Annotated in this window: 24 protein-coding genes and 1 pseudogene; 6 read left to right on the top strand and 19 right to left on the bottom strand. The window is 63.5% G+C overall.

Annotated features, from left to right (window positions below; all coding sequences use genetic code 11):
- Positions 1–9: 9 nt before the first annotated feature.
- On the bottom strand, positions 10–1887 hold the full coding sequence (locus OZ911_RS06090) for a 1-acyl-sn-glycerol-3-phosphate acyltransferase (protein ID WP_023048187.1): 1878 nt from the start codon (positions 1885–1887) through the stop codon (positions 10–12).
- A 184-nt stretch (positions 1888–2071) separates the two neighbouring features.
- On the opposite strand from OZ911_RS06090, the gene OZ911_RS06085 reads away from it, so the two are divergent.
- Together OZ911_RS06085 and OZ911_RS06080 are read left to right on the top strand one after the other, a co-directional pair.
- A complete protein-coding gene (locus OZ911_RS06085) occupies positions 2072–3250 on the top strand; it encodes an MFS transporter (protein ID WP_023048188.1) in 1179 nt (392 codons plus the stop codon).
- Positions 3251–3375: 125 nt separating this feature from the next.
- The gene (locus OZ911_RS06080) at positions 3376–6855 is read left to right on the top strand and encodes a hybrid sensor histidine kinase/response regulator (RefSeq protein WP_016485296.1); all 3480 of its coding nucleotides are present in this window, start codon (positions 3376–3378) and stop codon (positions 6853–6855) included.
- Here OZ911_RS06080 and OZ911_RS06075 read toward each other — a convergent pair.
- Positions 6827–8197, bottom strand: coding sequence for a DNA recombination protein RmuC (locus tag OZ911_RS06075; RefSeq protein WP_161775563.1), 1371 nt, complete (start codon positions 8195–8197; stop codon positions 6827–6829). The genes OZ911_RS06080 and OZ911_RS06075 overlap by 29 nt on opposite strands.
- A gap of 180 nt (positions 8198–8377) precedes the next feature.
- A pseudogene (locus tag OZ911_RS06070) lies at positions 8378–8716 on the bottom strand (sel1 repeat family protein); the annotation flags it as partial.
- 948 nt (positions 8717–9664) lie between these two features.
- Here OZ911_RS06070 and OZ911_RS06065 point away from each other — a divergent pair.
- The 3 genes from OZ911_RS06065 (at position 9665) to OZ911_RS06055 (ending at position 12034) form a co-directional block, all read left to right on the top strand.
- Positions 9665–9889: a hypothetical protein gene (locus OZ911_RS06065; RefSeq protein WP_009686213.1), complete on the top strand. Its 225-nt coding sequence runs from the start codon at positions 9665–9667 to the stop codon at positions 9887–9889.
- A 249-nt stretch (positions 9890–10138) separates the two neighbouring features.
- The gene (locus tag OZ911_RS06060; RefSeq protein ID WP_016485293.1) at positions 10139–10621 is read left to right on the top strand and encodes a hypothetical protein; all 483 of its coding nucleotides are present in this window, start codon (positions 10139–10141) and stop codon (positions 10619–10621) included.
- 147 nt (positions 10622–10768) lie between these two features.
- A complete protein-coding gene (locus OZ911_RS06055) occupies positions 10769–12034 on the top strand; it encodes an OmpP1/FadL family transporter (RefSeq protein ID WP_023048965.1) in 1266 nt (421 codons plus the stop codon).
- Positions 12035–12076: 42 nt separating this feature from the next.
- Here OZ911_RS06055 and OZ911_RS06050 read toward each other — a convergent pair whose 3' ends face one another.
- Positions 12077–13006 (bottom strand): LysR family transcriptional regulator, encoded by a 930-nt coding sequence (locus OZ911_RS06050; protein ID WP_023048964.1) that lies wholly within the window; start codon positions 13004–13006, stop codon positions 12077–12079.
- 115 nt (positions 13007–13121) lie between these two features.
- Between OZ911_RS06050 and OZ911_RS06045 the strand changes: the two genes are divergently transcribed.
- Positions 13122–13382, top strand: a complete 261-nt coding sequence (locus OZ911_RS06045; RefSeq protein ID WP_016485290.1) for a DUF2798 domain-containing protein — start codon at positions 13122–13124, stop codon at positions 13380–13382.
- Between the two features lie 740 nt (positions 13383–14122).
- On the opposite strand, the gene OZ911_RS06040 is transcribed toward OZ911_RS06045, so the two are convergent.
- The 15 genes from OZ911_RS06040 to cobO all read right to left on the bottom strand — a co-directional run bounded on the left by OZ911_RS06040 (position 14123) and on the right by cobO (position 26713).
- The gene (locus OZ911_RS06040) at positions 14123–14674 is read right to left on the bottom strand and encodes a glutathione peroxidase (RefSeq protein ID WP_023049316.1); all 552 of its coding nucleotides are present in this window, start codon (positions 14672–14674) and stop codon (positions 14123–14125) included.
- A gap of 46 nt (positions 14675–14720) precedes the next feature.
- On the bottom strand, positions 14721–14843 hold the full coding sequence (locus OZ911_RS06035) for a hypothetical protein (RefSeq protein ID WP_016485287.1): 123 nt from the start codon (positions 14841–14843) through the stop codon (positions 14721–14723).
- Entirely contained in the window at positions 14840–16042 is a 1203-nt protein-coding gene (locus tag OZ911_RS06030; protein ID WP_023049317.1) for an MFS transporter, read from the bottom strand. The genes OZ911_RS06035 and OZ911_RS06030 overlap by 4 nt, the downstream gene beginning before the upstream one ends.
- Positions 16043–16106: 64 nt before the next feature.
- Positions 16107–16511, bottom strand: a complete 405-nt coding sequence (locus OZ911_RS06025) for a MarR family winged helix-turn-helix transcriptional regulator (protein WP_016485285.1) — start codon at positions 16509–16511, stop codon at positions 16107–16109.
- Between the two features lie 61 nt (positions 16512–16572).
- Positions 16573–17688 (bottom strand): glycoside hydrolase family 5 protein, encoded by a 1116-nt coding sequence (locus OZ911_RS06020; RefSeq protein ID WP_031312574.1) that lies wholly within the window; start codon positions 17686–17688, stop codon positions 16573–16575.
- Positions 17689–17959: 271 nt separating this feature from the next.
- Entirely contained in the window at positions 17960–18682 is a 723-nt protein-coding gene (locus OZ911_RS06015; protein ID WP_023049319.1) for an adenosylcobinamide-GDP ribazoletransferase, read from the bottom strand.
- Position 18683: 1 nt separating this feature from the next.
- Positions 18684–19250 carry an alpha-ribazole phosphatase family protein gene (gene cobC / locus OZ911_RS06010; RefSeq protein WP_070087016.1) on the bottom strand — a complete coding sequence of 189 codons (567 nt, stop codon included), beginning with the start codon at positions 19248–19250 and terminating at the stop codon, positions 18684–18686.
- Entirely contained in the window at positions 19247–20302 is a 1056-nt protein-coding gene (gene cobT / locus OZ911_RS06005) for a nicotinate-nucleotide--dimethylbenzimidazole phosphoribosyltransferase (RefSeq protein WP_070087017.1), read from the bottom strand. The genes cobC and cobT overlap by 4 nt, the downstream gene beginning before the upstream one ends.
- Positions 20299–20820, bottom strand: coding sequence for a bifunctional adenosylcobinamide kinase/adenosylcobinamide-phosphate guanylyltransferase (cobU, locus tag OZ911_RS06000; protein WP_031312568.1), 522 nt, complete (start codon positions 20818–20820; stop codon positions 20299–20301). The genes cobT and cobU overlap by 4 nt, the downstream gene beginning before the upstream one ends.
- Before the next feature lies 1 nt (position 20821).
- On the bottom strand, positions 20822–22276 hold the full coding sequence (locus tag OZ911_RS05995) for a cobyric acid synthase (protein WP_070087018.1): 1455 nt from the start codon (positions 22274–22276) through the stop codon (positions 20822–20824).
- A complete protein-coding gene (gene cobD / locus OZ911_RS05990; RefSeq protein ID WP_145913272.1) occupies positions 22273–23265 on the bottom strand; it encodes a threonine-phosphate decarboxylase CobD in 993 nt (330 codons plus the stop codon). The genes OZ911_RS05995 and cobD overlap by 4 nt, the downstream gene beginning before the upstream one ends.
- Complete coding sequence (cbiB, locus tag OZ911_RS05985; RefSeq protein ID WP_016485277.1) at positions 23258–24166, bottom strand: adenosylcobinamide-phosphate synthase CbiB; 909 nt, start codon at positions 24164–24166, stop codon at positions 23258–23260. The genes cobD and cbiB overlap by 8 nt, the downstream gene beginning before the upstream one ends.
- Positions 24163–24813, bottom strand: coding sequence for a 5,6-dimethylbenzimidazole synthase (gene bluB, locus OZ911_RS05980; RefSeq protein ID WP_060519930.1), 651 nt, complete (start codon positions 24811–24813; stop codon positions 24163–24165). Before bluB ends, cbiB begins: the two co-directional genes overlap by 4 nt.
- Positions 24810–26105: a cobyrinic acid a,c-diamide synthase CobB gene (locus OZ911_RS05975; RefSeq protein WP_016485275.1), complete on the bottom strand. Its 1296-nt coding sequence runs from the start codon at positions 26103–26105 to the stop codon at positions 24810–24812. The genes bluB and OZ911_RS05975 overlap by 4 nt, the downstream gene beginning before the upstream one ends.
- Positions 26102–26713 carry a cob(I)yrinic acid a,c-diamide adenosyltransferase gene (gene cobO / locus OZ911_RS05970; protein WP_070087056.1) on the bottom strand — a complete coding sequence of 204 codons (612 nt, stop codon included), beginning with the start codon at positions 26711–26713 and terminating at the stop codon, positions 26102–26104. The genes OZ911_RS05975 and cobO overlap by 4 nt, the downstream gene beginning before the upstream one ends.
- Positions 26714–26768: the final 55 nt, after the last annotated feature.

Genomic DNA, 26768 nt, shown 5'->3' with positions numbered 1-26768 from the left:
CCTGCCTGGCTAGCGCAGGTCACCGCGCAGGCGGCTGACCTGCTCGCGCAACAGCTCAGGCTGCGCTGCCTCCACCGGGATGGCAGCGCCCGCCACAATGGTTACCCGCGACCACAGGCGCCTGAAAAAGCCCTTGGCCGGGTCACGGCTGAAGAAACTGCCCCACAACCCCTGCAAAGCCAGCGGAATCACCGGCACCGGCGTTTCTTCGAGGATGCGCTTGACGCCGCCTTTGAACACATCGATCTCGCCATCGCCGGTCAACTTGCCCTCCGGGAAGATGCACACCAGCTCACCAGCAGCCAGGTACCCGGCAATGCGTGCGAAAGCCCGCTCGTAGGTGGCGGGGTCTTCACTGCGCCCGGCAATCGGGATGGCGCCTGCGGTGCGGAACACGAAGTTGAGCACTGGCAGGTTGTAGATCTTGTAATACATCACAAAGCGGATCGGCCGGCGGATTGCTCCGCCCAGCAGCAATGCATCAACGAACGACACGTGGTTGCACACCAGCAGCGCCGCGCCTTCGTCGGGGATGCGCTCAAGGTCGCGGTGCTGCACGCGGTACATCGAATGGCTGAGCAGCCAGATCAGGAAGCGCATGGTGAACTCGGGCACGATCCTGAAGATGTAGGCGTTGACCGCGATATTAAGCAGCGACACCACCAGGAACAGCTGCGGGATGCTCAGCTCGGCAATCCCCATCAGGATGATGGTAAGCACCGCCGACACCACCATGAACAAGGCATTGAGGATGTTGTTGGCCGCAATCACCCGGGCGCGCTGGTCTTCGGCCGTGCGGGCCTGAATCAGCGCATACAGCGGCACAATGTAGAAGCCACCGAACACGCCCAGGCCGACGATCGACAGCAGAATCCACCAGGCCTGGCCCATGCCCAGCAGCGCCAGCCAGTCGTGCGACGCCGCTGCAACCGGCACATCGCCGGAGTGCCACCACCAAAGCAGGCCGAACAGGGTCAGGCCGAACGAGCCGAACGGCACCAGGCCGATCTCCACCTTGCGCCCGCTAAGCCGTTCGCATAGCAACGAACCCAAGGCGATGCCCACCGAGAACAGCGTCAGCACCAAGGTCACCACCGTGCCATCGCCGTGCAGCCAGTCTTTGGCATAGGCCGGGATCTGCGTGAGGTAGATGGCCCCGACAAACCAGAACCACGAGTTACCCACGATCGAGCGCGACACAGCGGGCGGCTGCCCCAGGCCCATGCGCAGAATTGCCCACGACTGCCTGAAGATGTTCCAGTCCAGCGCCATGTTCGGCGAGGCGGCAGCGGCCCGCGGGATCCAGCGGCTGGCCAGGTAGCCGAGCACCGCAGTGCCGACCACACCGCCGGCCACTACCGTGGCATAGCTGTCGGCCGACATCATGACCCCGGCACCGATGGTGCCGGCAAGGATGGCGAGGAACGTGCCGGTTTCCACCAGCCCGTTGCCGCCGACCAACTCCTGCTCGCGCAGGGCCTGCGGCAGGATCGAGTACTTCACCGGGCCGAACAGCGCCGAGTGGGTTCCCATGCCGAACAGCGCCACCAGCATCAGCGCCAGGTGGTTGGTGATGAAACCGAGCGCACCGATTGCCATGATGACGATCTCGGCCAGCTTGATCGCACGGATAAGCGCGTCCTTGGCGAACTTCTCACCAAACTGCCCGCCCAGCGCCGAGAACAGAAAGAACGGCAGAATGAACAGCAAGGCGCACAGGTTGACCCAGATCGAACGGTCACCGTCACCAAGACTGAGCTTGAACAGGATCGCGAGGATCAGCGATTGTTTGAACAGGTTGTCGTTGAAGGCACCCAGCGACTGGGTGATGAAAAACGGCAGGAAGCGCCGCTTGCCGAGCAAGGTGAATTGCGAGGAGTGACTCATCGTCCTTGGTCCTGAGGGCTTTTCAATTGGAGGCGCGCCGGGCACGTCAGGCCACAAATCTGCATGGCAAATGCCTTGGCTGGCAAGCCTACACGCTTTTTGCAGAAGCAGCCGGGGCACTCCTGCCGAGGCCACATGTGGCTTATGCTTGTGCCCGGCAAACCAGAACAACAAGGACGTGGTAATGCTAGCTGCCCTGAAACGCTACCCGCACACCGTACGCCTGCTGCTGCTGACCACGTTCACCCTCACTGTCGCCCGCGCCCTCACCCTGCCCTACCTGGTGGTGTACCTGGCCGACAACTTCCAGCTGCCGATCAGCCAGATCGGCCTGCTGATCGGTGGCGCGCTGATCATCGCCTCGCTGCTGAGCCTGTATGGTGGCCACCTGGTCGACACCGTGCGCAACCACACGCTGGTCAGCGCCAGCACCCTGCTGTTCGCCCTGGCCTTCGTCGCCGCGGTCGTCAGTGAATCGGCGCTATTGTTCTTTTTGTGCCTGGTGCTGATCAACCTGGCGCTTGCAGTGGTCGACATCGCCGCCAAGGCAGGCTTCTGTGCCTTGCTGCCAGTGGAAGCGCGGGCCGAGGTGTTCGCCATCAAGTACACCCTCAGCAACGTCGGCTACGCCGCCGGCCCGCTGCTGGGGGTCGCCATGCTGGAACTGGACGACCACATGCCGTTCATCGCCTCGGCCCTGCTAGGCCTGGGCATGTGCCTGGCCTACTGGCGCCTTGGCGACCGTGACCTGCAGGCGAGCGCACCGGACAAGCCTGCGGCCGGCTTCGGCCAGGTGGCGCTGGGGCTGGCGCGTGACCGCCGGCTGGTGTATTTCACCTTGGGCGGGGTGCTCAGCGCGGTGGTGTTCGGCCAATTCACCGCCTACCTGTCGCAGTACCTGGTGGTCACCAGCAGCCCGACGGAGGCGGCGCGGCTGGTCGGCTACCTGGTCACCACCAACGCAGTGACGGTGATTGCCCTGCAGTACCTGATTGGCCGGCGCATCAGCCGCCAGCACCTGATGCCCTGGTTGCTGGCCGGCATGGCCCTGTTCATCGCCGGGCTGCTGGGCTTTTCGCTGGCAGGCTCGGTGCTGGCGTGGTGCCTGGCGATGCTGGTGTTCACCCTGGGCGAGATCATCGTGATCCCTGCCGAATACATGTTCATCGACCTGATCGCGCCGGAGCACTTGCGCGGGGTGTATTACGGCGCGCAGAACCTGTCCAACCTCGGGGCGGCGCTGGGGCCGGTGATGGTGGGGTTTGCCCTGGTGCACCTTTGGCCGGGGGCAATTTTCTACCTGCTGGTGTTGTCGGTGTTGCTGGCGGGGGTGTTTTACGGGTTGGGCACCCGAAAAAAATGATGTTTTGTTTCAGATCAATCGCGAGCAAGCTCTCGCCTACAACCATGGTCTGCGCTGACGAAGCTGCACCTGCGTGCCAGACTGGTTGATCGGGACCGCGTTATCTTTTTTGCTTCGGAGTTTTCATGTCGTTGTCCAGCGGGCTGATCGCCGTGGTCGCCCTGGCCTATATGGCCGTCATGTTCGCCATCGCCTTTTACGGCGACCGCCGCAGCACGCCGTTGCCGCCGAAGCTGCGTGCCTGGGTGTACAGTCTGTCGCTGGCCGTTTACTGCACCAGCTGGACCTTCTTCGGCGCCGTCGGCCAGGCCGCCGAACAGCTTTGGGCATTCCTGCCGATCTACCTGGGCCCGGTGCTGCTGCTGATCTTCGCGCCCTGGGTGCTGCAGAAGATGGTGCTGATCAGCAAACAGCAGAACATTACCTCAATCGCCGACTTCATCGCCGCACGCTATGGCAAGTCGCAAACCCTGGCGGTGGTGGTGGCGCTGATCTGCCTGGTCGGCGTGTTGCCGTACATTGCCCTGCAGCTCAAAGGCATCGTGCTGGGGGTCAACCTGCTGATCGGGGCCAACGCGGACGCCACCGGCACCCGCGTGCAGGACACCGCGCTGGTGGTGTCCCTGGTGCTGGCACTGTTCGCCATCGTGTTCGGCACCCGCAGCCTGGACGTGACCGAACACCACCGTGGCATGGTGCTGGCGATTGCCTTCGAATCGCTGATCAAGTTGCTGGCCTTCCTGGCCGTGGGCATTTTCGTGGTGTTCAACCTGTATGACGGCTTCGACGACCTGTTCAGCCAGGCACGCCAGTCGATCCACTTGCAGGCCTATTGGCAAGAAACCGTCAACTGGCCGTCTATGGTGGTGCAAACCGCGGTGGCGATGATGGCGATCATCTGCCTGCCCCGGCAGTTCCACGTCACCGTGGTAGAGAACATCGAACCCCAGGACATGCGCCTGGCGCGCTGGGTGTTTCCGATGTACCTGGCGCTGGCCGCGCTGTTCGTGGTGCCGATTGCCCTGGCCGGGCAGATGCTGCTGCCGGGCACGGTGATTTCCGACTCGTTCGTCATCAGCCTGCCGTTGGCCGAGGCGCACCCGAGCCTGGCCCTGCTGGCGTTCATTGGCGGCGCTTCGGCAGCCACCGGCATGGTCATCGTCGAGGCGGTGGCGCTGTCGACCATGGTCTCCAACGACATGTTGCTGCCCTGGCTGCTGCGCCGCAACAACGCCGAGCGGCCGTTCGAGGCCTTCCGCCACTGGATGCTCTCGGTGCGTCGGGTAACCATTGTGGTGATCCTGCTGCTGGCCTACGTCAGTTATCGCCTGCTGGGCTCTACCGCTAGCCTGGCGACCATCGGCCAGATCGCCTTTGCCGCCGTCACCCAGCTCACCCCGGCCATGCTCGGCGCGCTGTACTGGAAGCAGGCCAACCGCCGCGGCGTGTTCGCCGGCCTCGCGGCAGGCATCTTCCTGTGGTTCTACACCTTGGTGCTGCCGATTGCCGCGCATAGCCTGGGCTGGCCGCTGCAGCTGTTCCCGGGGCTGGCCTGGCTGCATGGCAACCCACTGGGCCTGCCAATAAGCCCGCTGACACAAGGGGTGGTGCTTTCCCTGGCGGGCAACTTCACCCTGTTCGCCTGGGTCTCGGTACTGTCGCGTACACGGGTTTCCGAACACTGGCAAGCCGGCCGCTTCATCGGCCAGCAGACCAGCGCCCGCCCCAGCAGCAAGCCATTGCTGGCGGTGCAGATCGACGACCTGCTGACCCTGGCGTCGCGTTTTGTTGGCGAGGAGCGCGCCCGGCAGAGCTTCATCCGCTTCGCCTACCGCCAGGGCAAGGGCTTCAACCCCAACCAGAATGCCGACGGCGACTGGATCGAGCACACCGAGCGCCTACTGGCCGGGGTGCTCGGAACCTCGTCGACCCGCGCCGTGGTCAAGGCGGCCATCGAAGGCCGCGACATGCAGCTGGAAGACGTGGTACGCATCGCCGACGAAGCCAGCGAGGTACTGCAGTTCAACCGCGCGTTGCTGCAGGGCGCCATCGAAAACATCAACCAGGGCATCAGCGTGGTCGACCAGAACCTGCACCTGGTGGCCTGGAACCGTCGCTACCTGGAGCTGTTCAACTACCCCGACGGGCTGATCAGCGTGGGCCGGCCGATTGCCGACATCATCCGCTACAACGCCGAGCGTGGCCTGTGCGGCCCGGGCGAAGCACAGGTGCATGTGGCGCGGCGCCTGCACTGGATGCGCCAAGGCCGCGCGCATTCTTCCGAACGGCTGTTCCCCAATGGCCGGGTGATCGAGCTGATCGGTAACCCGATGCCGGGGGGCGGCTTCGTCATGAGTTTCACCGACATCACCCCGTTCCGTGAGGCCGAGCAGGCCCTGCGCGATGCCAACGAAGGCCTGGAACAACGGGTGGCCGAGCGCACCCACGAACTGTCGCAACTGAACCAGGCGTTGTCCGAAGCCAAGAGCCAGGCCGAAGCGGTAAGCAAGTCCAAGACCCGTTTCCTGGCGGCGGTCAGCCATGACCTGATGCAACCCCTGAACGCCGCTCGGCTGTTCTCCGCCGCCTTGTCGCAGCAGGCCGAGGGCATGAACGAAGAGGCCCAGCAATTGGTACAGCACATGGACAGTTCGCTGCGCTCGGCCGAAGAGCTGATCAGCGACCTGCTGGACATCTCGCGCCTTGAAAACGGCAAGATCACCCCTGACGCCAAGCCCTTCGCCCTCAACGAACTGTTCGACACGCTGGGTGCCGAGTTCAAGGTACTGGCGGCCGAGAAAGGCCTGGAGTTCCGCCTGCGTGGCAGCCGGCTGCGGGTAGACAGCGACATGAAGCTGTTGCGTCGGGTACTGCAGAACTTCCTTACCAATGCCCTGCGCTACGGCAAGAGCCCGATCCTGCTGGGCGCGCGCCGCCAGGGCGAGCGGCTGTGGCTGGAGGTGTGGGACCGTGGCCCGGGCATCGCCGACGACAAGCTGCAAGTGATCTTCCAGGAGTTCAAGCGCCTGGACAGCCACCAGACACGCGCCGAAAAAGGCCTGGGCCTGGGCCTGGCGATTGCCGACGGCCTGTGCCGGGTGCTGGGGCACCCGCTGCAAGTGCGCTCGTGGCCGGGCAAGGGCACGGTGTTCCGCGTCAGCGTGCCGATTGCCCGCCAGGCCGCCCCGGCGCCAAGCGCCCCCGCAGAACAACAGGGCGGCCAGCCACTGGCGGGGCTGCAAGTGCTGTGCGTGGACAACGAAGACAGCATCCTGATTGGCATGAACAGCCTGCTCAGCCGCTGGGGCTGCCAGGTATGGACCGCGCGCAACCAGGCCGAATGCGAAGCCCTGCTGGCCAAGGGCATGCGCCCCCATCTGGCGCTGGTGGACTACCACCTGGATGACGGCGAGACCGGTACCGGGCTGATGGGCTGGCTACGTGCGCGCCTGGGCGAGCCGGTGCCAGGCGTGGTGATCAGCGCCGACGGCAGCAAGGAAACCATCGCCATGGTGCATGCCTCAGGCCTGGATTACCTGGCCAAACCGGTCAAGCCGGCGGCCCTGCGCGCCATGCTCAACCGCCATCTGAGCCAGGTTCAGTAACCGCTGCATCCGGCACCTCATCGGACAGCGCCCGCTCCAGCAAGTCTGCCGGCAGGCTCTTGCTGGCGCGGGCGCCCAGCAGCTTCAGCTGTTCGCTGCGGCTGACCAGGTTGCCGCGCCCCTCGCACAGTTTGTTACGGGCCGCCGCATAGGCCTTGTCCACCTGCTGCAGCCGGCTGCCAAGCTCATCCAGGTCCTGGATGAACAGCACGAACTTGTCGTACAGCCAGCCGGCGCGCTCGGCAATTTCCCGGGCATTCTGGCCCTGTCGCTCCTGTTTCCACAGGCTGTCGATCACCCGCAAGGTAGCCAGCAGGGTGGTGGGGCTGACGATCACGATATGCCGGTCGAAGGCTTCCTGGAACAGGTTCGGCTCGGCCTGCAAGGCCGCAGAGAAGGCCGCCTCGATGGGCACGAACAGCAGCACGAAATCCAGGCTGTGCAGGCCTTCGAGGCGGTTGTAGTCCTTGCTCGACAAACCTTTGACGTGGCTGCGCAGCGACTGGACATGCTGCTTGAGCGCGGCCTCATCATTGCTGGCGACAAACTGCTGGTACGCCGTGAGGCTGACCTTGGCATCCACCACCACCTGTTTGTCGCCGGGTAACATGATCAGCACATCGGGCTGGAAACGCTCGCCGTCGGCGCTCTTGAGGCTGACTTGGGTCTGGTATTCACGGCCTTTTTCCAGGCCGGCATGCTCCAGCACCCGCTCAAGGATCAGCTCGCCCCAGTTGCCTTGGGTTTTCTGGCCTTTCAGAGCCTGGGTCAGGTTGTTGGCTTCGTCGGACAGGCGCAGGTTGAGCTGTTGCAGGCGCTCAAGCTCTTTGCCCAGGGAAAAACGTTCGCGGGCTTCCTGCTGATAGCTTTCTTCCACGCGTTTTTCAAAAGACTGGATGCGCTCCTTGAGCGGGTCGAGCAACTGGCCCAGATGCTGCTGGCTGGTCTGGGCGAAGCGTTGCTCGCGCTCGTCGAAGATTTTGGTGGCCATGTCGGCAAACTGGGCGCGCAGGGTGTCGCGGGCTTCCTGCAGGTCTTCCAGGCGCTGCTGATGGCTTTCCTGCTGCTCACGCAGTTCGGCCTCCAGACGCGCTGCCTGCGCCTCCAGGCGCCGCAACTCGGCTTCACGGTTGGCGCGCTCCAGGCTCCAGGCGTGGGCCGCGTCACGGGCGTTGTCGCGGTCAATCTGCAGCAACTCCAGTTCGCGGCCTTGGGCGGCCATCTGAGCCTGCTTGACGGTATTGGCTTCGCTGAGGTCGCTGACTTCGTCGCGGCTGGCCTCCAGCTGGGCCTGCAGGCCAGCCAGGGTCAGTTGTGCTGCGTTGAAGCGCTCTTCGAGCAAGGCCTGCTCGCTTTGCCGTGCACCCTGGCGGCGCTGCACCTGCATGACCCACACCAGGCAAGGTAAAGCACCTGCCACCAAGCCCAGCAGAATGCTGCCCAGATCCACTGTCATGCTTACCCCGATCACGCTGTTGCAAATTGAGTGCAGCTTATCAGCCCGGGGCTTGTCGGAGCATTACTTCGCCTGGTCCGGTGCGTTGTTCTGGCACAGCCGCGCATACTCCAGCTGTGCTCGCCGATCACCGGCGCGGGCAGCCTGGCGCAGCAGTTCATGGCCAATACGCCGGTCGCGGGCATTGCCGCAATCGCGGCACAGCATCTGCCCCAAACGGCTCTGTGCCACCACCACGCCCTGACGCGCCGGCTGTTTCAGCAGCCGCCCGGCCAAGTGTTTGACCTGCCGCTTGTCGCCCAGGCGCGGGCTGTCGAGCAGCCACAAGGCAACTTTCAAGGAAAAGCGTTCGGGAAGAGGCGTCGATGCAGCGGGGCTGGTGAGGTGTTTACCGCGAAACTTCATGAGCAACAGGCTTGGTAACTCGAAAGGCGCGCCACTCTACTCTTTTTTTTCCGCCATGACCTGTCGATTTCTGAAGGATTGAAAAAAAATTTCAATGATCTTTTCTTGACGTTTTCCAGTCGATGACCAACTGGTCTGTCGGGGCATGTCGATTGTCGGACAGTTGATTGCAATGCTGGCACGCCCGTTCTAGAGCAAGCGCCCGGGACAATCCACAGTTCCTGTGGATAACTCGGTGGACAACCCCCTTGCACACCCCGCAAAGCCCCGTAAATTGGGGCTTTGTCTCAAACTGACGATTTTTTCACCAGCTAAAAATAGTGTTTTTTTTCATTGACTTAACCGCCCAGTCAAGGCATTGGCGAGGCTGTTGAGGCGTGTTGCCGGCTTGTTACAACCGCTGACCCGAATGTGAACAAGTGCACCATTAATCGTCATTGTCGTGCACGAAATGGGCACATCAGCCTGGATACGGGCCGTTTGCCCCTCTTCACAGCAATGCGATTACGCGCCATACTGCGCGGCTCACCTGAACAAACGTAGGGCTTGCCAAGCGCCAATCTTTCCAGTAAGGTGCCCCTCGTTAGTACCAAGCTGAAAGTCAATTCGGGCCACATCGTCCTTGCAGACCCACTCCCCCCAAGAGTGCGCTGCTGAAGCCAGGACGGCCCATTCGATGATTCACTTCGCCAGCCTCAGGCTGCTCAAGCACGAATCACGTGACAGATTGATCAGGATTCCACCCGACGGCCTAGAACCTTGGCCCCGGAGTGCTGCCTGCCTTCCGAAGTACCTACCAGTCAGCCCAAGCGCCCACATTTGATTGCGCTCCCTCTGGCTGCCCTGTTCCAGTCAGGTTCGTTCGTCCCTTAATAATGGCGTCACTGGAACGTTTCTATCATGCACGGATCATATCCCCCGTGTTTAAAGCAGGAACCTCCAACAATTATGCAAACTCATCATCAGATTCAGGCTGCCATTGGCACCCTCTCCCAGGCCTTCTCGCCGTTGAAGTGCCTTATCGTTGCCCCACGCAAGGGCAGCTTCAGCTTTACCCTGGTAGACGAACACGGCGTCGCCTGCCACACCGAGCGCCTGTACCCTGAACAGTACAGCCGGAACGAACCGCTGCAGGCGGTCATCGCCCGGACTCGTCAATCGCTCACCGCGTGAGCGGCGAATACCGTGGTATTCAAGCGCTGAATCGGCCTGTTGTAAGCCTGCCTGAACGTTCTTGGCGTAATTGCCTCAGGGCATATAGCCCGGGACGTCAGGCAGCAATCGATTTAAAAACAGCTCTTTACACCACGATTATCACACTACACTTCAACTCGAGCGGTGCTTACCGCTTCCGGCGGGCCTGATCTTTCACCAGCTGCCAAGCTCCAGCGCCCGTCCGGCCCTTAATTGCTCGAGGGCATCATGGGTATTGCGGCGAATGAATTGTGTCAGTATGTGATCCGACCCACCCTGGTCTACCTGAACCGTCACTGCGCCAGTGCTGAAGCCTTGTTGCTGGGCATAGCCGCCAGCCAGTCGGCACTCGGGTCAGCTTTGCATGACCGGCGCGGGCACGGCCTTTACCGCATTGGCGAACACCGTCACCGGGCACTCTGGGACGAATATCTGGCCCGCGACCCCGACCTGGCCAGCCTTGTACGCGGCCTGGCCAGCCAGCACGCCTTCCTGGGCGGCCCGCATCTGGAACTCACCGTCAACCTGCGTTATTCCACTGCAATTGCCTGGATGCTGGTCGAAGAGCAGGGCACGCCACTGCCCGCAGCTGACGACCTGTTAGCGCTGGCGCGGATCTGGCGGCAGATTTTCCATCCCCAAGGTCGCTTGCGCGACTTCACCCATGCCTGGCACACCTGCATAGATCAGAAATTGCCACAAGCATCTTAAGAAGCGTCCTACAACATTACCGGAAAAAAGGGAATTTTGGTCGGATTGTCCTACAAAAGCGCTCTATCTTCAGCGATTGCCGCTATAGCGCAGCGCGTGATTTGTTGGTAGCTTTTCGCCCCGGAGATCCCAAGGAGTTTTCTAATAATGAAAAAAGTAATGCTCAAAACCTCCCTCGGCGTAGCGGTTGCAATTGCTTCCAGCCAACTGCTCGCCAGCGGCTTCGCGCTCAACGAACAGAGCATCAGCAGCATGGGGACAGGTTTCGCGGGACGTTCTTCTTCTGCCGATGATGCCAGCACCGTGTTTGGCAACCCGGCCGGCATGTCCCGCCTCAAACGCGAACAGGCTACCGTGGGCGCCGCCGCCGTTATCGCCAAGTCCGATATCTCGGGCCGTGGCAGCAACCTCGGGGGGGAAACCGATGGTGACATGGTGCCTTTCGTTGGCGTACCCATGGGTTACTACGTCAAGCCGATCGATGACCACTGGAGCGTCGGCTTCGGTGTCTATGTACCGTTCGGCCTGGTAACCGACTATGGCAGCGATGATGCCGCGCGCTACTGGGGCAAAAAGAGCCACGTACAGGTTGTCACGTTCCAGCCGACGGTCAGCTATGCCTTCAACGACAAGGTCTCGATCGGTTTTGGCCCGACCATCAACCGCATCGAAGGGGAACTGGGCTCGAGCCTGATCAACCCGTTCACGCCAGGCCGTAATGACGGCGAAGTGAAAATTAAGGGTGACGATACCGCCGTTGGCTACAACATCGGCATCCTGGTGCAGGCCACCGACCGTACCCGCGTCGGCCTCACCTATCACTCGATGGTCGACTACAAGCTCGAGGGCAAGACCCGCGTCAGCACCCCGCTGATCGGGCCGTTCAACGGCAGCAAGTTCGACGCAACGCTGAAGATCAAGACGCCGGAATCGGTCGACCTCTCGGTGACCCATGAACTGGACGATCAGTGGACCCTGTATGCAGGCAGCACCTGGACCCGCTGGAGCCGCCTGAAAGACATCACCGTGCAGAACGATGTCCCGGCGCCACTGGCAGGTTCGGCGTTCCAGACCATCACCGAAGAACAGAACTGGCATGACACCTGGGCCCACGCCATTGGTGCGTCGTACAAGGTCAACAAGGAGTGGGTGCTGCGCACTGGCTTCACCGTCGACCAATCGCCGACCAACAACCACGACCGTTCGCCACGTATCCCGACTGGCGACCGCAAGGTGTTCAGCCTGGGTGCCGGCTGGAGCCCGAACGACGACATGACCATCGACGTGGCCTATTCCTACCTGTGGGAAGAAGACACCAAGGTCAATCAGGTGAGCGCAACCAAAGGTAGCTACCAGGCCAAGTACGAGAACAGCGCTCACGGTATCGGTGCCTCCCTCACCTACCGCTTCTGATCCGTACGTACCCTCTGAAAAACCGCCCTCGTGGCGGTTTTTTCATGCCTGTACCTGCCAACTGTCCCCCAGGCACTCGCGCAGATAATCCGTGAACACACGCACTTTCGCGGTCATGGCAAAACGGTCGGCCAGGCACAGGTAGATATCCATCGGTTCGGTCTGGGCGTAGGCTTGGCCACTGTCGCTGTACTCGAACAAGGGTACCAGTGCACCGCTGGCCAGATGCGGTCGCACAATGAACTCAGCCAGGCGGGTGATGCCGCCATCGTGCAGCGCCATCTGAGTCAGTGCGTCGATGTCGTCGCTGATCAGCACGCTGCCGAACTCCGCTTCAAAACGCAGCCCGTCGCGCATAAAGCCCCAGCGTAAAAACCGCCCATCCACCGGGTAGCGGAACACAAGGCAGCGGTGATCGCGCAATGCCTCGGGCGAACCCGGCACCCCAGCGCTTTGCAAATAACCGGGCGAGGCACAGCAAATGAACGGGATACGGGCTATGTGCCGAGCCAACAGCTGGTCTTCCAGTTGCGGGGCAATGCGCAGGCTCACATCGACGTCTTCACGGGCGTGGTTTACCCGCCGATCAGTCGTTACCAACTCTATCGAAAGCAGTGGATAGCGGCGACTGAATGCGGGGATGAGTGGCGCCAGCACGTGGCGGCCAAAAGCGGACGTCGAGGCAATGCAAAGACGCCCTTGGGGTTCACTGTCTGGCGTAGTGACGGCCTGCTCGGCCAGAGCCAGGTCACGTTCGATATGCCTGACACGCTCGTAATACTGCGTACCCGCCGGCGTTAGTGCCATGCTGCGGGTGGTACGACTGAGCAGGCGCACCTGCAGATGGCCCTCCAGGCGTGCCAGGTTCTGGCTGACCGCTGCCGGGCTAATGCCCAGGCTACGGGCGCCGCCGGCGATGCTGCCGGCCTCCACCACTTTGATGAAGCTGCGGATGGCGTTGAGCAGGTCCATGCGTGAGCTCTCGGATTCGTAAGAATCTCTTTATAAAGAACTCAGTAAAGCTGGTCTACAGCTGCGGCCGGGCGGGTTGCTAACCTGCGGCTCCACTCACCTTTCAGGAGTTCACATGAGCAACCTGTCCCAGTCGCGCAGCCGACGCAAATTGCACCCGGGTGCTACGCCTTACGTTTTTGCCTTTTTCATGTCGTCGATCATGGCGCTACTGATGTGCTTCGTGATCACTGCGGCGAATGCCGGGGTTACTGCGCAGTACCTGAGCAATGTGCTGAAGGCCTATCAACTGGCGATGCCTGTGGCGTTCGTTTGTGTGCTGATGGTCCGGCCGGTGGTTGTGCGGTTGGTGGCGATTACGGTGCATGCAAAGTGAAGTAACCCAAAGCCGAGCCCCGGCTCTTGCTCTTGCTCTTGCTCTTGATCTTGATCTTGATCTTCGCGACTTCAGGAGGCCGAACGCAGGCCTTGCGGAGGGAGGTGACGGGCATGGATGCCCGTCAAGCGCTGGGCCCCAGGATGGGGCCTGCAGCGCGGTCCTCCCGGGAGCGAGGCCGCAGTGAGGGAACCCCGGAGCGCAGCGCAGGGGCCGGATGATGGGAGCGCAGCGTTTTTTGGTTACTTTTTGTCGCGTTTGACAAAAAGTGACTCGCCGTAAGGGCGAAAAGGTGAGTGTGCGTCGCCATCGCAAATGGCCTATGCGCGAGCTAAAAACCAGCACCGTTTCGCTTGTCGCTTGTCGCTTGTCGCTTGGAGGCGTGGGCATCAATGAGGAGGCTAACATTCATTTTCGAAGGTGGCGTCAAGTCACCTTTCCGCCCTTACGGCGGGTCACTTTTTGTCAAACGCGACAAAAAGTAACCAAAAAACGCTGGCTCCCATCATCCGGCCCCTACGCTGCGCTCCGGGGTCCCCTCGCTCCGGGCTTGCTCCCGGGAGGACCGCGCTGCAGGCCCCATCCTGGGGCCCAGCGCTTGACGGGCATCCATGCCCGTCACCTCCCTCCGCAAGCCCTGCGCTCGGCCTCCTGAAGTCGCAATCTGCGTTGCCTGAACTACCGCGCACTTAGAAGCCAAAGCAAGAGCAAGAGCAAGAGCAAGAGCAAGAGCAGCGAGATTACTGCTGTGAGGAAATGGCCTTCTCGATGGCTGCGCGGAATTCGGGATCATCCGGTTTGGTCAGGCTGGAGAAGTTACCGATCACCTTGCCCTTACGATCGACAACGTACTTGTAGAAATTCCACTTCGGCGCACTGCTCTGGCTCGCCAACCCAGCGAACAGCGGTATCGCATCCTTGCCGCGCACCGCCTGCGTCTTGGTCATGGTGAAGGTAACGCCATAGTTGGCATAGCAAACCTTGGCAGTCTTCTCGCTATCGGTATCTTCCTGCTTGAAATCATTGGATGGCACGCCAAGCATTTCCAGACCTTGCTCGTGATATTCCTTGTAAGTCGACTGAAGCCCCTCGAACTGTGGTGCAAAACCACAATAGCTGGCCGTATTGACCACCACCAAAGGCTTCCCGCCAAAGCGCTGGCACAGGTCGATCGGCCCCTTGCCACGCAATTCCGGCAGGCTGCCTTGCAACAACGCCGGGCAATCGGCAGCCCAACTCGATGTGCTGGCAAGCACGGCCAACAACGGCACTGTCAACCAATGAGCACGCATGATTCGTTTCTCCTGCTAGACAACCCTTGAGCTTGCAGGGTAGCGCCTAACAAACACTCATGCCCAGTTGCATCAACGCCATCCCGCCCCTGTGCCAGCCCCACCACGCCAACACCAGCAGCGCCAGCGCGCCAAAGGCCAGCAACCCCCGGCCCAGGTAGCGCTTCATACAGCCTGGGCCTGCAGGCGCGCCACCGGCCGTTCGCGCACGGGCCAGTTCAGGGCAGCGGCCAGCAAACTGAGCAGGATGGAAATCTGCCAGACCAGGTCATAGCTACCGGTGCGGTCATACACCACCCCGCCCAACCAGCCACCCAGGAACGCACCCAGCTGGTGGAAAAGGAAAACGATACCGCCGAGCATGGACAAGTTACGCACCCCGAACACCGTAGCCACGGTGCCATTGGTCAGCGGGACCGTGGACAACCACAACAGGCCCATGGCAATGCCGAACAGATAGGCACTGAAAGCACTCACCGGCGCCCAGAGGAACAGCACGATCACCACTGCACGCAGCAGGTACAGCCCGGTCAGCAGGCGCGGCTTGGACATGCGCCCGCCCAGCCAGCCAGCGGTGAAAGTACCCACGATATTGAACAGGCCGACCAGCGCCAGCACCGTGGTACCGGTGGTCGCGGCCAGGTGTTGGTCAACCAGGTAGGCCGGCAGATGCACGCCAATGAACACCACCTGGAAACCACACACGAAGAAACCCAGCGCCAGCAACCAGAAGCCCGAATGCGAGCACGCTTCGCGCAGCGCCTGGCCCAGGGTCTGTTCGGTGCCATGGCTGGGCAGCGGGCGGTCGCGCAACAGGCCAACAAAGGGCACGATGAACGCCACCATCAGGCCCAGCACCAGCAACGCTGCGGACCACCCCAGCCACTGGATCAGGCCGAGAGTGCCCGGCAGCATGGCGAACTGGCCAAAGGAACCGGCCGCGCTGGCAATGCCCATGGCCATGCTGCGCTTCTCGGCCGGCACCGCACGCCCGACCACGCCGAGGATGACCGAGAACGATGTGCCGGACAGGCCGATGCCGATCAGCAAACCGGCACTGAGCGACAACGACCAGGCAGAGTCTGCCATGCCCATGAGGATCAAACCGACGGCGTACAGAATGCCGCCGATGATCACTACCCGTGCGGCCCCCATACGGTCGGCCAAGGCACCGGCAAACGGTTGCGCCAGCCCCCAGATCAGGTTCTGCAGGGCAATGGCAAAGGCGAATACCCCACGCCCCCAGCCAAAATCGGCGCTCATCGGCCCCAGAAACAGGCCAAAGCCATGCCGTACCCCCAGAGACAGCGCCAGAATCAAAGCCGCCCCCACCAGTACCCACCCGCTGGTTCGCCACACCGAAGTCATTGTCGTTATCTCCAGCACATCGCAAGGTTTTTACGGGTATATACCCGCTTATGGTCGTATCAATTCAGGCCAATTGGTCCAGCAAACGCACCAGTTCATCCCGCTGCCCGGCGCCCAACCGCTCCACCAGTTCGATCTGGGCTTGTTCCCAGGCTGGGTGCGCGGCATGCAGCAGCTGCGTCCCGGCCGCAGTCAGCAGCACCACGCGGTTGCGCTGGTCCTCGCCTTCGGCCAGGGCCACCAGCCCTTCCGCCTCCAGTACCCGCAGGTTACGCCCCAGGGTACTGCGCTCCAGGCCCATGGCTTCGGCCAAGGTGGTGATGCTGGGGCGGTCGAGCCGCTGCAGGTGCCTTAGCAGGGAAAACTGCGCGACATTGACCCCGAAGCCGGCAAGGGCCTCGTCATAATGCCGGCTCACCCCGCGGGCGGCGCGACGCAGATGGGTACAGATGCATTCACTGGTCAGCATGGATACGTGTATATACCCGCGTCATGACTGTTGCAAGAGATTTCACAGTGGGTGATGAGTGTCAGTCCGGGTTCAAGCGCTTTCGTATAGGCTCGAACTCAACCGTTGCTGTGCGCGGCAATGGGTCTGGCGTACCTTGCTCGATCGCCTGCCAGTAGCGCCACGGCACCTTCGCCGAACCCAGTTCGTAGTCCATGCCGTCCCAGTTGTCTTCACGGAAGCTATAGAAAGCCCAGTGCAACTGATTGCGATCCAGCACGGTGAGTACGTCTTCAAGGTATTGCCGGCAACCCGATAGCCTGCGCATGCAGCCAAACTCGCCTACCACCAGGCGCGACCGCGGCAGGCCCATGGCTTCGGCCCATGCCAACGGCTGGCGCAAGTAGCGTTCAACTCGCGCCCCATCCCACTGCTGGGTTTGCCCGGCAAACGGTGCGGCGCCCGGATAGGCGATGGGGTGCTTGCGCGTCATGTTGGGCGCACTGGTAGCGGCATAGGGCTCGTACATGTGCACGCTGTACAACACTCGCGGGTCTTCCAGGGGAGCAGGCCAGTAGTCGAAGGCGTCTGCGGCAGCGAACCAACCTGCATCGACCATGACCGGTGTGTCAGTGTCCTGCTCGCGAATGGCCGCTATCAGTTGCCGGTACAGCAACGGCAGATCGCGCGCGGTGCCCTGCGCTCGCACATACCACTGCTGCATTTGCCCCGGTTCGGCGTGTTCGGCCAAGCCGCCCAGTTTTTCCGGGGCGGGCTCATTGATCAGGTTGTAGGCCGCAATGGCCGGGTGGCCTTTCAGTTCACGTGCCATGTCTCGCCAGAAGGCCATGGCCTGGGACCAGTAGCGCTTGTCTTGCCACAATCGATCATCGAATTGGCCCTGGTTGTTTTGCGACCAGCGCATACCGGGTAGCGAGAGCGGGGCAATGACCACCTTGAGCCCCGCCTGATGAGCACGGTCAAGGGTGGCGCGCAGCGTAGCCAGGTCGGCGGCGGGCAGGCCTGCATAAGCGTCGGCATTGCCGAGCAGGAAATCACGTTGTACCGGTTGCCATTTGTCGTACGACAGCCGCACCCATGTGGCGCCATACCCCTTCAGGGCATCGAAATAGGCTTGATCGGGTGGCAGCCGGTTGAAGCTGTTACCGCCGTGGCGAGGGGCATCCCAGAACGCCATGAGGTCTGCGGCGGTGGCTGGGAGGTTGGGCAGCATCAACAGACTGGCAAAGATCCAGTTTCGCACGGGAGGCCTACCGGGTCGTATGGGGGGAGGCAGAGGATACGCTGGCAGAGAAGCTGCAGGACTTACCGAACCGTTGCCGGAAGTTACTGCACCCACCCCACAGGCACCGACGGCACGGGCTTTGCTCGTGTTCGCAGGCAAGCCCGCTTCCACAGCAGGCCAGTGGCCTTCACAACGCGCCCAGGCTTTTAGATTTCGACCGACCTCAAAGGCCTAGCGCCAATCCAAGCACGACAACCAGTTCGAGCAACTCCAGCATCGCGCCAGCTGTATCCCCGGTAGTTCCACCCAGGCGTCGGCAAATGAGGTGCCGCAACCAGGCAAACATGGCCAGCGCCAGCACTGCCACCCAGCCGCCCAAGACCAGGCAGAACAGCGCACTGCCCAGCAGCACCCACCCGGCTATACGTCGGGGCAAGTGCTCGGCCAACGCCTGGCCCAACCCGCCAGGCCGCACATAGGGTGTACAGAGGAACAGGCCCAACATCGCCGCCCGGCCGATCAAGGGAGCCAGCAGCACCTGCGCCCCGATGCCCTGCTCAACCAACACCCACAAGGCGCAAAACTTCAGCAACAGCACCAGCACCAGGGTGACCACGGCAATCGGCCCGCTACGGGGGTCTTTCATGATCTGCAAGGTGCGCTCACGGTCGCCGAAACCACCCAGCCAGGCGTCGGCACTGTCAGCCAGACCATCCAGGTGCAAGGCGCCACTGAGCAATACCCACAACGTCAGCAGCAATGCCGCATGCAGCGGCGCTGGCGTACCCTGCAGCAGAAGGCTGGCCAGCCACAGCAGCAGCCCGAACAACAGCCCGACCAGTGGGTAGAACAGCAGCGAACGCCCCAGCTCACGCGGCTCCGGCATGCCCGGCAGGCTCACGGGCAAGCTGCTGAGAAACTGCAAGGCAATCCAGAACGGCAACATCTCAGTGTTCCTCGGCCAGTTGACCGTCGCCACCCATCACCAGCCGCACCAGCGCCCCGTGCCCGACTTCAACCTGCAATAACTGCTCCTTCGGCAGGCCTCGCGCCCGGGCCAGCAATAACCGCATCACCCCGCCATGGGTGACCAGCAGCACCCGCTTACCCGCATGCTGGCGGCTCAAACGCTCGACAGCGGCCAGCACCCGCTCGGCGAATGCCTGCACCGGTTCGCCGTTGGGCGGGGTGCAGGCGTAGGGGTCTGCCCAAAAGCGCCCCAAGGCATCCGCCTGGTCTTCCATGATCTGCGCTGCGCTACGGCCTTCCCAGTCACCAAAATGCAGCTCTTGCAAACCTGCTTCGCGTTGCACGGTCAAATCCAGCCGCCGACCCAGTTCATCGGCAAAACGCGCACAGCGCTGCAGCGGCGAACTGACCAGCACCTGCCACGGGCCCGCTTCGGCCACGGCGCTGCGCATCTGCGCCCAGCCCTTGTCAGTGAGGGCATCGTCCAGGCTACCGCGCAAGCCGCCCTGTTCCGTTTCGCCGTGGCGCAGCAGGTCGAGGATCATGCCGGGCGGTCCGCCACGGCGGCCTCGGCAAAGGTCGCCATCTGCCCGTGCAGCGCACAGGCCAGGCGCAACAACGGCACGGCCAACGCAGCACCACTGCCCTCGCCCAGGCGCAGGCCCAATGCCAATAGCGGTTCGGCCTGCAACGCATCCAGCAAAGCCTTGTGCCCAGGCTCCGCGCCCTGATGGGCAAACAGCAACCACGCCCGGCACTGCGGGTTGAGGCGCACCGCCACCAGGGCGGCAACGCTACAAATGAAACCGTCCACCAGCACGGCGATGCCCGCCTGCGCGCAGCCGATATAGGCCCCGGCCAATGCCGCGATCTCGAAACCGCCGACACAACCCAGTGCCTGCAATGGATCTGCGGCCTGCAGGCCATGCAGGTTCAGCGCCCGCTCGATGACCTCGGCCTTGTGCCGCACGCCAGCGTTGTCCAGGCCGGTGCCCGGGCCGCTGAGTTCAGCAGGCGGGCAGCCTAGCAGGACGCTGGCCAAGGCCGCAGCGGCCGTGGTGTTGCCAATCCCCATCTCGCCGCCAATGAACAGCTGCGCGCCCTGTTCAGCGGCACGCAGGGCGCTGTCGCGGCCTGCCTGCAAGGCTGCGTGCAACTGCCCCTCGGTCATCGCTGGCTGGCGGGCGAAGTTGGCCGTGCCGGCCCCCAGGCGCAGGTGGCGCACACCGGGCAGTTCCAGATGAGGATCGATGGTGCCAAGGTCGACCACCTCAAGGCTGGCCTGCAGCTGGCGCGCCAGTACGCTGATCGCCGCACCACCGCCGACGAAGTTGCGCAGCATCTGACCGGTCACCGCCTGCGGGTAGGCCGAGATACCTTCTTCGACCACGCCGTGGTCACCCGCGAAAATGCTGATGGCGGCCTGATCCAGGGCTGGCCGTTCACGCCCTTGCAGGCCCGCCAGCTGAACGGCCAGGCCTTCCAGTTGCCCGAGTGAGCCAGCAGGTTTGGTCAGCTGTTGCTGACGGGCACGAGCCTTGTCCATGGCGGCGTTGTCGAGAGAATGGCAGGCGTCACGCCACCAGGCTTGAGTCATAGTGCAGCTCCTTTGAGCATTAGGGGCAGGCCGGCTACGGTCAGCACCACGCGCTGGCAGCGTTCGGCCACGGCCTGGTGCAGCCAGCCGGCCAGGTCGACATAGCGCCGGGTCAGCTCGCCCATGGGCACGACGCCCAGGCCAGTTTCGTTGCTGACCAGAATGAGGGTGCCAGGCAACTGCTCCAGGCAGGCCAGCAGGGCGTCACGCTCCTCGGCCAGGCGCTGGTCGTCTTCCAGCATCAGCAGGTTGCTCAGCCACAGGGTCAGGCAGTCCACCAGCAGGCAGCGCCCTTCGGCCGCTTCGGTACGCAGTACTGCCGCCAGGGCCAACGGCTCTTCGATCAGCCCCCAATCGGCGGGGCGGCGCTGACGGTGCAGCGACACGCGTTCACTCATTTCACCATCCAGAGGCTGGCTGGTGGCGATGTAGGTTACCGGCAGGCCGCTTGCACTGGCCAGCTGTTCGGCCAGGCGACTCTTGCCGGAACGGGCCCCGCCGAGAATAAGGTTGCGCATGTCAGGCCACCCCACACAGTTGGCGCAAGTGCGCCGTGTCCAGGTGTTTTTCCACCAGGTCGGCCAGGCGCTCTATGTCGCGTTCACGCAAGGCTTCGTAATCGATGCTTTGCACCTCCTCCAGGCCAGCCCAACGTAGCAGCGCAGCACACGACTGGCTGCCTTCGAACAGGCCGTGCAGGTAGGTGGCGAGGATCTGGCCATCGGCGCTCACAGCACCCTCGCAGCGGCCATCGGCGAGCTGTACCGCTGGCTGTTCGAGGGCCGGCCCCGTGGTGACGCCAGCGTGAATTTCATAGCCGGCCACCGGCACTGCTTCAAGCTTCAGCGTACCGGCAACGTTGCGCAGTTGCTTCTCGGCCTCCAGCACCGTGGCGTAATCGAGCAGGCCAAGCCCAGCGCTTGAGCCGGGAGCCCCTTCCAGACCCAGCGGGTCATGCACTTCGCGGCCCAGCATCTGCAGGCCGCCGCAGATCCCGATCAGCTTGCCACCGTAACGCAGGTGCCGCTCGATGGCTTTATCCCACCCACGCTCGCGCAGCTGTGCCAGGTCACTGCGTACGCTCTTGGAGCCCGGCAGGATGATCAGGTCTGCAGCCGGGATCGGCTGGCCCGGGCCAATGAACTGCAGGTCCACCTGCGGATGCAGGCGCAACGGGTCGAAGTCGGTATGGTTACTGATGCGCGGCAATACCGGCACAATCACCTTGAGCACGCGCTCGCTTTTGGCGCCTTGGCGCACATCGATGCCGTCTTCGGCTTCCAGGTGCAGGTCGGTGACATAAGGCAGCACCCCCAGCACTGGCTTGCCGGTGCGTTGCTCCAGCCAGTCCAGCCCCGGCTGCAATAAAGCGATATCGCCACGGAAGCGGTTGATGACAAAGCCTTTGACCCGCGCCTGCTCACTGGGCGACAGCAATTCCAGCGTGCCCACCAGGTGGGCGAACACCCCGCCGCGGTTGATGTCGGCAACCAGGATCACCGGGCAGTCCACCGCCTCGGCAAACCCCATGTTGGCGATGTCGCCGGCACGCAGGTTGATCTCCGCTGGCGACCCCGCGCCTTCGACCATGACCACCGGCCAGGCGGCACTCAGGCGCTGGTGCGAAGCCAGCACCGCCTGCATGGCGATGGCTTTGTAGTCGTGGTAAGCCACCGCGTTCATGCTGGTGACCGCACGGCCGTGGATGATCACCTGGGCGCCGGTATCGCTGTTGGGTTTGAGCAACACGGGGTTCATGTCGGTATGGGGTGCCAGCCGGCAAGCCTGCGCCTGCACCGCCTGGGCGCGGCCAATTTCACCGCCGTCGGCAGTTACCGCGCTGTTCAGTGCCATGTTCTGTGGCTTGAACGGCACCACGCCAACGCCTTGGCGCAACAGCCAGCGGCACAGGGCAGTTACCAGCGTGCTCTTGCCAGCGTCGGAGGTGGTGCCTTGCACCATGAGGGTGGTCATGCCGATTCCTTTTGAAAGTCCGCCAGGGCCTGGGCGAGACGCTGTTCGTCCGCCGCACATTCAGGCAGCCCCAGGCGCACGGCCGGTGGGTGTTCGAACAAGCGCACCAGGATGCCGCGGCGGGCAAGAAAGTCATGCAACTGCACGGCGCGCTCGCTGCGCACGTACTGGAACAGGTCACAGCCGCCGCTGGGGGCAAGGCCGGTGCTGGACAGCATTGTTGCCAAGCGCTGGCTGGCGGCAGCGCAACGTTCAATCTGCACGCGCTGGGCAGGCTTGTCGGCCAGGCTTGCCTGGGCCAGCACCCGGGTTGGCCCGTTGACCGTCCACGGGCCAAGCAGCTCGGCCAGGCGCAGCAACAGGCTGCGCTCGGCGGCGACGAAGCCCAGGCGTACCCCGGCCAGCCCAAAGAACTTGCCGAATGATCGCAGCACGATCAGCCCCGGGAGGTCGGCGCAATCGACCACGCCATCCGCCGGGGTGTTGTCCATGAACGCTTCGTCGACCAACAGCCAGCCACCGCGTGCAGCCAGGCGCGCGTGCCAGCCCAGCAGGCGCTCACGCGGTACCCGCTGCCCGGTCGGGTTATTGGGATTGACCAGCACCAGCACGTCGAGGCTGTCGAGCATCGCCTCGACCTGCGTTTCATCCAGCTCGACCAGATGATGGCCCGCCCGATGCCAGGCATACGGGTGTTCGGCATAGCACGGCGACAGCACCCCTACCCGGCCAGCCGCACGCAGCAGCGGCAAAGCCTGGATCGCCGCCTGGGAACCCGCCACCGGCAGCAGCTCGCGGGCGCCGTAATACCCGCGTGCCGCCGCCTCCAGGCCGTCTTCGGTCTCAGGCAGGCGAGCCCAGGCATCTGTAGGTATCGGCGGGATCGGGAACGGCCAGGGCGCGATGCCGCTGGACAGGTCGAGCCACTGCTCGCGAGGGATACCGTAATGTTGCACCGCACGCAGCAGGCGGCCACCGTGTTCAAGCATTGATGTAAGCCCCCAGGCAGATCAACAACAGCCACAGCCACACGCCGCGCTGCACCAGGCTCCAGCCACGCTCGATGGCATCGGCGTCAGCCATCGGCCCTTCGCCCAGGCGTGGCCGCTCATGCAGTTCGCCGTGGTAAACAGCCGGGCCGCCCAGCGCTACACCGAGTGCTCCGGCACCGGCGGCCATCACCGGTCCGGCGTTGGGGCTGTCCCACAGCGGGCCCTGCTTGCGCCAGCAAGCCAGCGCCAGGCGGGTCTTGCCCAGCAGTGCGTAAGTCAGCGCCACCAGCCTTGCGGGAATATAGTTGAGCACATCATCAATGCGCGCCGCGCACCAGCCGAAGCGCTCGAAGCGTTCGTTGCGATACCCCCACATGGCATCCAGGGTGTTGCTCAGGCGGTACAGCACCACGCCCGGCGCGCCGGCCACCACAAACCAGAACAGCGCGGCGAACACCGCGTCACTGCCGTTTTCCAGTACCGACTCGGTGGCTGCGCGGGCCACGGCGGGCTCGTCCAGCTCCCGGGTTTCGCGGCTGACCAGGTAGCCGACGCGGCGCCGGGCTTCCTCCAGGTCGCCCTGGCGCAAGGCGTTGGCCACCGGCAGCACATGTTCGCCCAAACTGCGCAGGCCCAGGGCGCAGTACAGCGCCAGCACATCCACCAGCCAGCCGATGTACGGCAGCCAGGACAGGATCAGCGCCACCAGGGTCAGCGGCACCACCGCCAGAAACCACGCACTCACGCCGTGGCTGCGCCAGCCGCGGCCACCTGCATTCAGGCGGCGCTCCAGGTTACCGGCCATATTGCCGAAGGCCACCAGAGGGTGGCGCCGCTGCGGTTCGCCCAGCAAGGCATCCAGGGCCACCCCGGCCATGGTCAGCAAGGCCACGCTCATTGGCGCTCTCCCCATTGGTTTTCGTACAACATGTCACTCAAAGGCCGTTCTTCGGCCCAGTTTTCCAGCACCAGCATGGGTGCAGGGTAAAATTCGGTCACGGGTCCCAGGCACAGCACCGCCACCGGTTTGGCCCCTTCCGGCATACCCAGCAGTGCTGCCAGCGCCAGAGGGTCGAACAGCGACACCCAGCCCATGCCCAGCCCTTCGCCACGGGCCGCCAGCCACAGGTTCTGAATGGCGCAGGCCAGCGAGGCCAGGTCCATCTCCGGCAGGGTGCGACGGCCGAAGATGTGCGGCTCGCGGTTGTCCATCAAGGCCGCTACCAGCAGCTCGGCACAGTCATTGATGCCTTCTACCTTCAGCTTCATGAAGTCATCAGCCCGCTCGCCCAATGCCTCGGCAGTGCGCAGACGCTCCGCCTCCACCAAGGCCTGGATGCGGGTACGCAGGTCACGCTGGGTGATGCGAATGAAACGCCAGGGCTGCATCAAACCGACGCTAGGCGCCTGGTGTGCGGCGGCCAGCAAGCGGCCCAGCAGTGCTGGCGCAACCTGGCCACCGGCAAAATGGCGCATGTCGCGACGCTCACCGATAGCCCGATAGATCGCAGCGCGTTCGGCGGCGCTGTAGGCGTGTTCGCTCATGGTCGCAACAGCGCCGCCGCCGCATCAGGGTTGGAGGGGAAGTAGAAGTGCACGTAAGAGGCCGTCAGCCGACCCAGGCGATACACCGCTTCGTTGCCCCGCCCGCCGTTGGGGCTGAGGCCTCGGGCGATCGGCTCCAGCGGCGTGCTGGTTAGCGAGTGGTGATAGGTATGGCCGCGCAGGGTACCTTCCGGCAGCTCCACCGCCTGCAAGGCCAGGGCCGCCAGGCGCTTTTGCATGGTCGCCTCGCCTGGTAGCAGGCCGAGCAATTCGGCACGCTCGCCGGCGACGTCAGTCAGGGCATCCAGCAGGTACAGCATGCCGCCACATTCAGCCAGCAACGGCTTGCCCTGAGCATGATGGGCGCGGATTGCCTCGCTCATTGGCGCATTGGCAGCCAGGGCGTGGTGATGCAGTTCGGGATAGCCACCCGGGAGGTACAGGCTGTCCACCACTGGCAGTTCACGGTCGTGCAGCGGCGAGAAGAATTCCAGCTGCGCGCCCAGGCTGCGCAGCAGCTCAAGGTTGGCACCATAGGTGAACGCGAACGCTTCGTCTCGCGCCACACCAATGCGCACACCGTCCAGCGAGGCAGCACGCACCTGCGGCTCGGGGCCGACAAAGGTCACCGGCGGAGGCATGGCGGCGTCGCAGCTGGCGGCAAGCGCCTCGGCGGCGGCATCTAGGCGGGTATCCAGGTCGTTCAGCTCGCTGGCCTGAACCAGCCCAAGATGACGGCTGGGCAATTCAATGCCGCGCTCACGGGACAAGCCGCCATACCAGCGCAGGCCCTCGGTCAGGCTACCTTCGAGCAGCTGCGCGTGGCGCAGGCTGCCCACGCGGTTGGCCAGTACGCCGGCGAACGGCAGGTCGGCCTGGTAACGCGCCAGGCCCAGGGCCAGGGCGCCGAAGGTCTGGGCCATGGCCGTACCGTCGATCACAGCCAGCACTGGCACGCCGAAGTGGCGCGCCAGGTCGGCACTGGACGGGGTGCCGTCGAACAATCCCATGACCCCTTCGATCAGGATCAGGTCGGCCTCGCCGGCAGCTTCCCACAGCAGGCGGCGGCTTTCCTCGGCTCCGATCATCCACAAATCCAGCTGGTACACCGGCGCGCCACTGGCCCGCTCGAGAATCATCGGGTCCAGAAAGTCGGGGCCACACTTGAACACCCTCACCTTGCGCCCGAGGTTGCGGTGCAGGCGGGCCAAAGCAGCAGTGACGGTGGTCTTGCCCTGGCCAGAGGCCGGTGCCGCGATCAACACCGCGGGGCAGTGGCGCGATTGACTCACAGCTCGACGCCCTTCTGTGCACGGATACCGGCCTGGAAGGCGTGCTTGAGCATGCCCATCTCGGTCACGGTATCGGCCAATTCGATCATCTCGGGCTTTGCAGCGCGGCCAGTCACGATCACGTGCTGCATGGGCGGACGGCCCTGGATGTCGGACAGGACCTGGTCCAGGTCGAGGTAGCCATGCTTGAGGGCGATATTCAGCTCATCCAGCACTACGAACTGCACACTTGGATCCTGCAGCAACTGCCGCGACACCGCCCAGGCGGCTTCGGCGGCAGCGATGTCACGCTGGCGGTCCTGGGTTTCCCAGGTAAAGCCCTCACCCATCACGTGATAGCGAACCTGCTCGGGGAAGCGGCGGAAAAACAGCTCTTCGCCGGTGCTATTACGGCCTTTGATGAACTGCACCACTCCACACTGCATGCCATGGCCCAGGGCGCGGGCGAGCATGCCGAAGGCAGAGCTGCTCTTGCCTTTGCCATTGCCGGTCAGCACCAGCAGCAAGCCGCATTCGTTGGGGGAATTGGCGATGCGTTCGTCGATGACCGCCTTCTTGCGCTGCATGCGCGCCAGGTGACGTTCGTCGCGTTCGGTGGCTTCGCTCATCAGGGTTCTCCGCAGGCTGGCACCACGGCACGCGTGGCGACAGGGAATAGGCAGG

Source organism: Pseudomonas fortuita, assembly GCF_026898135.2.
Lineage (GTDB): Bacteria > Pseudomonadota > Gammaproteobacteria > Pseudomonadales > Pseudomonadaceae > Aquipseudomonas > Aquipseudomonas fortuita.
This window is presented reverse-complemented; position numbering and strand designations above follow the sequence as displayed.